A 6,742-nucleotide genomic window follows, 5' to 3' on the forward strand; every position below is an offset into this window, starting at 1 on the left:
ACCACACGTTCACGCAAATCGAGCGAATAGGGCTTGGGCATGGCAAATCACCTCCATACGGAAGTGAATCACAAACCCGACATCATCGGAATCCCTCGCGATTCAACCTGAGCATCCGACGCTCTAGCCCCATGAGTTTACAGCGCGTCACCTCGGCCGTCACTGTCTTCACCTCGGTCATGTCTTCCGTCAGCGATTTCACGGCGCTTTCGGTGACTGCCATTCGCTCATCCAGCTCTTCGGTCTTGGCGTACATCTTCGCCCGGCTGGACGCGGCGCGCTGTTCCGATTGTTCGTAGCTCAGGGCGGCTCACGCGTCGCTGTCCTTGACGCCCGATGGCGCGAGAAACCTGCCGGTGGTCTTCTTCGTCCATGGCGGCGCCTGGCGGTTCGGCAAACGCAGCCAGGTAAACGCCAAGCCGGCCTTCCTGCTCGCCAACGGCTTCTGTTTCGTCTCCATCGATTACCGCATGCTGCCGCAGGCGGATGTCGCCACCCAGGCTGCCGACGTCGAGAAAGTCTATGCCTATATCAAGGCCAACATCGCCCAACATGGCGGCGACCCCAACCGCATCGTCGGCATGGGCCATTCGGCCGGCTGCCATCTGATTGCGTTGACCGGCATGCGCGGCGAATTGCCCGGCGTTGCCGGGCTGCTTCTCGACGATACCAGAGCCTATGATCTTGCCGCCCTCGCCAAAAATGGCGGCATGGTGCGAGCCTATTCGCGGGTCTTTTCCGATCCTTCGCAATGGGCGGCGCTGTCGCCGGCGAGCTATGTGGATGGTCGCAAGCATCCGCCGACGTTCATCGCCTATTCTCGCGCCGATGGTCGCGGCGAGCAGTCCACGGCCTTTGCCGAGCGCCTGCGCGCCAGCGGCACTGTTGTGACGCTGTTCGACGGTAGCGCCTATACGCACATGTCGATCAACCGCGACTTCGGCGAGGACGATGATGCGCTGACCATCGCGGCGCTGGCGTTCCTGAAATCGACGGTCGGCTGAGCGCACCCAGCGTGTCCGCAGAGCGTGTTCCACTCGTTCCGCCCGACGGCCGCCGATGCGGCCCGAGGCCGAAACTCAGCAGTCATTGCTGGAGCGTTCGTTAAGTGTCGCACCGGTTTCGGCGTCGACCGAAGCCAGGCTGACTTCGTAACCCCAGAGGCTCCGGATATGGCGCAGGGTGGCATCGCGGCTGCCATTGTCGAGCAGTACGCCCTCCTTCACCTTGTGCTGCAGCCGCAAATGCCGGTTACCGAGCAGGTCGACGTCCACTACCTGGATATCCGGCCGGCTCGCCCCGATGTCGTAGCTCTGGGCCAGCGCGGCACGTATCTTTTGGTAGCCGCGCTCATTGTGGATCGAGGCGACCTCGTAATGCGAGTCGTCGGCTTGGTCGGCCAGGACAAACATCCGCCATTTCCGTATCAGGGCTGGGCTGAGGTGCTGGCGGACGAAGGATTCATCGCGGTGATTGGCCCATGCGTCCAGCAGCACGTCGCGCCAGTCACCGCGGCCCGCAATGTCGGGAAACCAGTCGCGGTCCTCCGCCGTCGGCTCGATCGAAATGCGCTGGATGTCCTGCATCATGTCGAGGCCGAGCGCGTATGGGTTGATACCGGAGAACCGGGGGTCGTCGAAGGCCGGCTGGAAGATCACATTGGAATGGTTGCGCAGGACCTCGAGCATGGCGCCCTCGCTGATCTGGCCGCGGTCGAACAATGCGTTCATGAGGGTGTAGTGCACGAAGGTGGCGCAGCCTTCATTCATCACCTGCGTTTGCCGCTGCGGATAGAAATACTGCGCAACGACACGCACGATGCGGATGATCTCGCGTTGCCACGGCTCCAGGACAAGGCTGTTCTTCTCGAGGAAATAGAGCAGATTTTCCTCGGGCAGGTTGAGCGATTTCTTCCGCTCCGTCAGGCCCTCATCCTTCTTCTCGGACTTGCTGGTGTCCTGTGAAGGAGGCAGCGTGCGCCATAAATCGTTGTAGGAGCGCTCTTCGTATTCCAGGCGCTCGCGCAGCCCTTCACGCCGCCGCTCGGACGACAGCTTTGGCGGCCTGTGATATCGGAACACGCCTTGCTCCATGAGCGCGTGGGCGCTATCGAGAATGCTTTCCACGGCTGACAATCCGTGCCGCTCCTCGCATCGGGCAATGTAGCCCTTGGCGAACTCCAGGTAGCTCAGGATTCCCCCGGCGTCGGTCCACTGCTGGAAAAGATGATTGTTCTTGAAGAAATGATTGTGTCCGAGCGCCGCATGCGCCGTCACCAGGGCCTGCAGGGCCATGGTGTTTTCCTCCATCAGGTAGACGATGCACGGATTGGAATTGATGACCAGTTCATAGGCCAGCCCCCGTCCGCCCTTGCGGTAGAGAAAATCCTGGTACAGGAAATGCTTGCCGAACGACCAATGACGATACATCAGCGGCATGCCGACCGATGAATAAGCGTCGAGCATCTGTTGCGAAGAAATGATTTCCATCTGCACCGGATAGGTGTCCAGCTTGAGCTCCTCGACGGCGATTGCCGCGATCGCCTCGTAAGCCTGCGACAATTTCTGGAAATCCCAGTCGGATCCGGAAAAGAGCAAACCCGGTTTGCTGGCTGTCCTGGCCATGGTTTCCCCTCAGGCACTCTTCCGGAGCGCGGGCTGTTTGGCAAAGAGCTGGCGAAAGACAGGATAAATATCGGCGGCCGTGGCTATTCGGCTCATCTGGAAGTTCGGCCAGTTTGACTCAATGGCGCTGTAGGCCCGCCAGAGCGACGTCCCGTTTTCGGTCGCGCCGAAGATGTGGCTCTCGCGTTCGTCGATGATCTCGACATAGGCGAAATACTGGCACAGGCGCATGAGCTTGCCGTTCAGCAGGGCGATGCAGCGCTCGGAATCGGTGGCGAAATTGTCGCCGTCCGAGGCCTGGGCGGCGTAGATGTTCCACTCGCTCGCGGGATAGCGCTGCTCGATGACGCGATGCATTTCCTCGAGCGCGGTGGAAACGACGGTGCCGCCGCTTTGCGTGCAGTAGAAGAAGGTTTCCTCATCCACCTCCTGCGCTTCGTGCGTGTGGCGGATGAAGACGATTTCGGTACGCTCATAACGTCTTTTCAGGAACAGGTGCAGCAGCACGAAGAAGCGCTTGGCAAGGTCCTTCTCGCGCTCGCCCATCGAGCCCGACACATCCATCAGGCAGAACATGACTGCTTTCGCATTCGGCACCGGGCGCGGGTCGAAGCGGTTGAACCGGATGTCGACCGGGTCGACGAAGGCAATCCGCCGGCGCCGGCGCTCCAGCCGCTCGATCTCCTCTTTGAGGGCCGCGACGCGCTCGCGCGTCTGAGCATTGGGCCGTGCGGCCTCCAGCGAGGCGAGGTCCTGCAGGATCGCGTCTACCGCCGCTTGCTTGGGGCGCCTGAGCGCAATGCGGCGGCCGTGGCTGTTGCGCATCGTGCGGCCGACATTGATGTTGGTCGGCGAACCGGTGGCCGCGAAACCCGCCCGGCGCGGCTTGAAGGCAAGGATCTCCTTGAGATTGAGCTTCACCAGGTCTGGCAGTTCGAGATCCTCGAAGAAAAGATCGAGCACCTCCTCGCGCGACAGGACGAAACGAAAGTCGTCCTCGGATGCGGTGTGTCCCGGTGACGAACCGCCCTTGCCTCCGCCCTGGCCAGGTTTGGGGATCAGATCCCCCTGGGCGAATTGCCTGTTGCCCGGCAGGATGTGCCGGCGCCGGCCGGTGTCCCTGGCGTCGTTGAAGGTCGGCTCGCCGGTGCCTCTCTCGGGCATCGGCACGACATGCTCCGCGTCCACATCGGCGATCCGCCCAGCGCGGATCTGGTCGCGAATGCTGCGCTTGAGTTCCTCGCGGGCACGCCTGAGGAAGCGCTGGCGATTGCCAAGGCTTTTGTCCTTCGGATTCAGGCGGCGGTCGATAAAGATCGGCATGCAACCATTCGGGCTGCTCTCAGCCCGCCTTGTTCACCCGCATGTACCAATCGACCAGCCGGCGGACCTGCCGTTCCGTATAACCGCGCTCCACCATCCGCTGGACGAATTCACTGTGCCGTTTTTCGGTGACGCTGTCCTGCTTGGAGCCGAAGCTGATCACCGGCAGGAGGTCCTCGACCTGGCCGAACATGCGCTTTTCGATCACCTCGCGCAGCTTCTCGTAGCTCGTCCATGACGGGTTGCGGCCGTGGTTGCGCGCCCGGGCACGCAGCGTGAACTTCACCACCTCGTTGCGGAAATCCTTCGGATTGGCGATGCCTGCCGGCTTTTCGACCTGCGACAATTCGCTGTCCAGCACCTCGCGGTTGAGGATCTGGCCGGTATCGGGGTCCTTGTAGTCCTGGTCCTCGATCCAGGCATCGGCATAGGCGATGTAGCGGTCGAACAGGTTCTGGCCATACTCGCTATAGGACTCCAGATAGGCCTTCTGGATTTCGTGGCCGATGAACTCGGCGTAACGGGCGGCCAGTTCCGACTTGATGAATTCGAGATAGGCCGCTTCCATCTCCTTCGGAAACTGCTCCCGCTTGATCGCCTCTTCCAGTATGTACATCAAATGCACCGGATCGGCGGCCACTTCCGCGGTGTCATAGTTGAACGTCTGCGACAGGATCTTGAAGGCAAAGCGCGTGCTGACGCCGGTCATGCCTTCGTCGACGCCGGCGGCGTCGCGATATTCCTGGACTGACTTCGCCTTCGGGTCGACTTCCTTCAGGTTCTCACCGTCATAGGCGCGCATTTTGGTGTGCAGCGGCGAATTGTCGTGCTCGGCAAGGCGCGTCGAGACGCTGAACCGGCTGAGGATGTCCAACACCTCGGGCGCGCAGGGGCTGGCGGCCAATTCACTCTCGCGCAGCAGTTTTTCGTAGATTTGCCTTTCTTCGGTGATGCGCAGGCAATACGGCACCTTGACCACGAGAATGCGATCGAGAAATGCCTCGTTGTTCTTGTTGTTCTTGAACTGTTGCCACTCGGATTCGTTGGAATGGGCAACGATTATGCCCTGGTAGGGAAAGGCACCGAAATTCTCGGTGCCGTTGTAACTGCCTTCCTGGGTCGCCGTCAGCAATGGATGCAGCACCTTGATCGGCGCCTTGAACATCTCCACGAATTCGAGCAGACCCTGCGTCGTCCGGTTCAGTCCACCGCTGTAGGAATAGGCGTCGGGGTCGGACTGGCTGAAATTTTCCAATTGCCTGATGTCGACCTTGCCAACCAGGGCGGAGACATCCTGATTGTTCTCGTCGCCAGGCTCTGTCTTGGCAATGCCGATCTGGCGCAGCCGCGACGGCATCAGTCTGACGACGCTGAATTTGGAAATGTCGCCGGACAATTCGTCGAGGCGCTTGGCCGCCCATGGCGAGATAAGCCCGTTCAGGCGGCGCCGGGCTATTCCGTATTTGTCCTCCAGGAGATCGCCCATGCGATCTGGATGGAACAGGCCAAGCGGCGATTCGAAAACCGGACTGATCTGGTTGCCGACCTTCAGCGTGTAGATCGGGCGCTCCTCCATCAATTTCTTCAACCGTTCGGCCAAGGAGGACTTACCGCCGCCGACCGGGCCCAAGAGGTAAAGGATCTGCTTGCGCTCCTCGAGGCCCTGAGAGGCATAGCGGAAATATCCGGCGATGCGCTCGATCGTATCCTCCATTCCGTAGAAATCGGAAAAGGAGGGATATATCTTGACGGTCCGGTTCGAGAAAATGCGGCCGAGCCGCTCGTCCTTGCTGGTGTCGACCAGGTCAGGCTCGCCGATCGCCTCGACCATTCGTTCCGGCGCCGAGGCATACATCGATTTGTCCTCGCGGCAGGCAAGCAGATATTGCTGGAGACTTATCTCCTCCTGGGCGGCGTTTGCATAAATTTCCGAAAACAGGTGGAAGACGTCGGATGGGTTCTCACGCATGATCGTTGCCTTCAGAGCCATTCTGGCGGGGCCCACACATTCAACTGCGGGAAGGCATTGTTTGTTCCGTCGACGCGCGTGCATCTGGCATCAAAATCCTGGCATCGCTCCGGCCCGAATGACCGCCTATCCTGATTGAACGCTCGCAGCGTCCGAGGAAACTCTTGCGATCTGGAGATCGACCAAGATTTTCGGCAGGGATGGCGACACGCTGACCGCCCCGGTGCCTGTGGCTGGATCATGCCAAAAGCGGCGGCGGGATATTGCCGTGCGGACATCCGCGGGTGCAACTGCTCTTCGTGAATGGGAGAAATTTTGCATGAATGGCGCCGATGTCCTGTGCGACGTGCTGCTGGCCAATGACGTAGAGGTCTGCTTCGCCAATCCCGGCACATCCGAAATGCATTTTGTCGCCGCGCTCGACCGTAAGCCCGAGATGCGTTGTGTGCTTGGCCTGTTCGAGGGCGTGGTGACCGGTGCGGCCGACGGCTATGCGCGCATGACCGATCGTCCCGCCGCGACGCTGCTTCACACAGGGCCGGGGCTGGCCAATGGTCTTGCCAACATGCACAACGCCCGGCGCGCCATGAGCCCGATGATCAACATCGTCGGCGACCACGCCTCATACCATTTGCCGCTCGACGCGCCGTTGACCAGCGATATCGAAGGCCTCGCGGCGCCGATGTCCAACTGGGTTCGACGCATCGAAGGGCCCGCCGATGTCCAGCCGGCCACGGAGGCTGCCTTTCGCGCCTCGCTGGCGCCGCCCGGTGTCACGACGCTGATCCTGCCGGCTGATGCCGCCTGGGGCGACGCCGACGCGGTT

6 protein-coding genes are annotated in these 6,742 nt (G+C 61.0%); 2 read left to right on the forward strand and 4 right to left on the reverse strand.

Annotation, left to right across the window (positions count from 1 at the left end; all coding sequences use genetic code 11):
- Positions 1-82 precede the first annotated feature (82 nt).
- Positions 83-304, reverse strand: coding sequence for a DUF1515 family protein (locus O7A61_RS30215; protein WP_337132869.1), 222 nt, complete (start codon positions 302-304; stop codon positions 83-85).
- Positions 305-326: 22 nt separating this feature from the next.
- Between O7A61_RS30215 and O7A61_RS30220 the strand changes: the two genes are divergently transcribed.
- A complete protein-coding gene (locus O7A61_RS30220) occupies positions 327-1,004 on the forward strand; it encodes an alpha/beta hydrolase (RefSeq protein ID WP_337132866.1) in 678 nt (225 codons plus the stop codon).
- A gap of 75 nt (positions 1,005-1,079) precedes the next feature.
- On the opposite strand, the gene O7A61_RS30225 is transcribed toward O7A61_RS30220, so the two are convergent.
- The 3 genes from O7A61_RS30225 to O7A61_RS30235 are packed head-to-tail and all read right to left on the reverse strand — an operon-like array spanning position 1,080 to position 5,916.
- Positions 1,080-2,624, reverse strand: a complete 1,545-nt coding sequence (locus O7A61_RS30225) for a SpoVR family protein (protein ID WP_027143527.1) — start codon at positions 2,622-2,624, stop codon at positions 1,080-1,082.
- 9 nt (positions 2,625-2,633) lie between these two features.
- Positions 2,634-3,947 (reverse strand): YeaH/YhbH family protein, encoded by a 1,314-nt coding sequence (locus O7A61_RS30230; RefSeq protein ID WP_337132867.1) that lies wholly within the window; start codon positions 3,945-3,947, stop codon positions 2,634-2,636.
- Between the two features lie 19 nt (positions 3,948-3,966).
- Positions 3,967-5,916: a PrkA family serine protein kinase gene (locus O7A61_RS30235; RefSeq protein ID WP_140503346.1), complete on the reverse strand. Its 1,950-nt coding sequence runs from the start codon at positions 5,914-5,916 to the stop codon at positions 3,967-3,969.
- A 319-nt stretch (positions 5,917-6,235) separates the two neighbouring features.
- Here O7A61_RS30235 and O7A61_RS30240 point away from each other — a divergent pair.
- Positions 6,236-6,742: thiamine pyrophosphate-binding protein (locus O7A61_RS30240; protein WP_337132868.1), on the forward strand; the 507-nt coding region annotated here is incomplete at its 3' end.

Source organism: Mesorhizobium sp. Cs1321R2N1, from assembly GCF_037179725.1.
Classification (GTDB): domain Bacteria; phylum Pseudomonadota; class Alphaproteobacteria; order Rhizobiales; family Rhizobiaceae; genus Mesorhizobium; species Mesorhizobium salmacidum.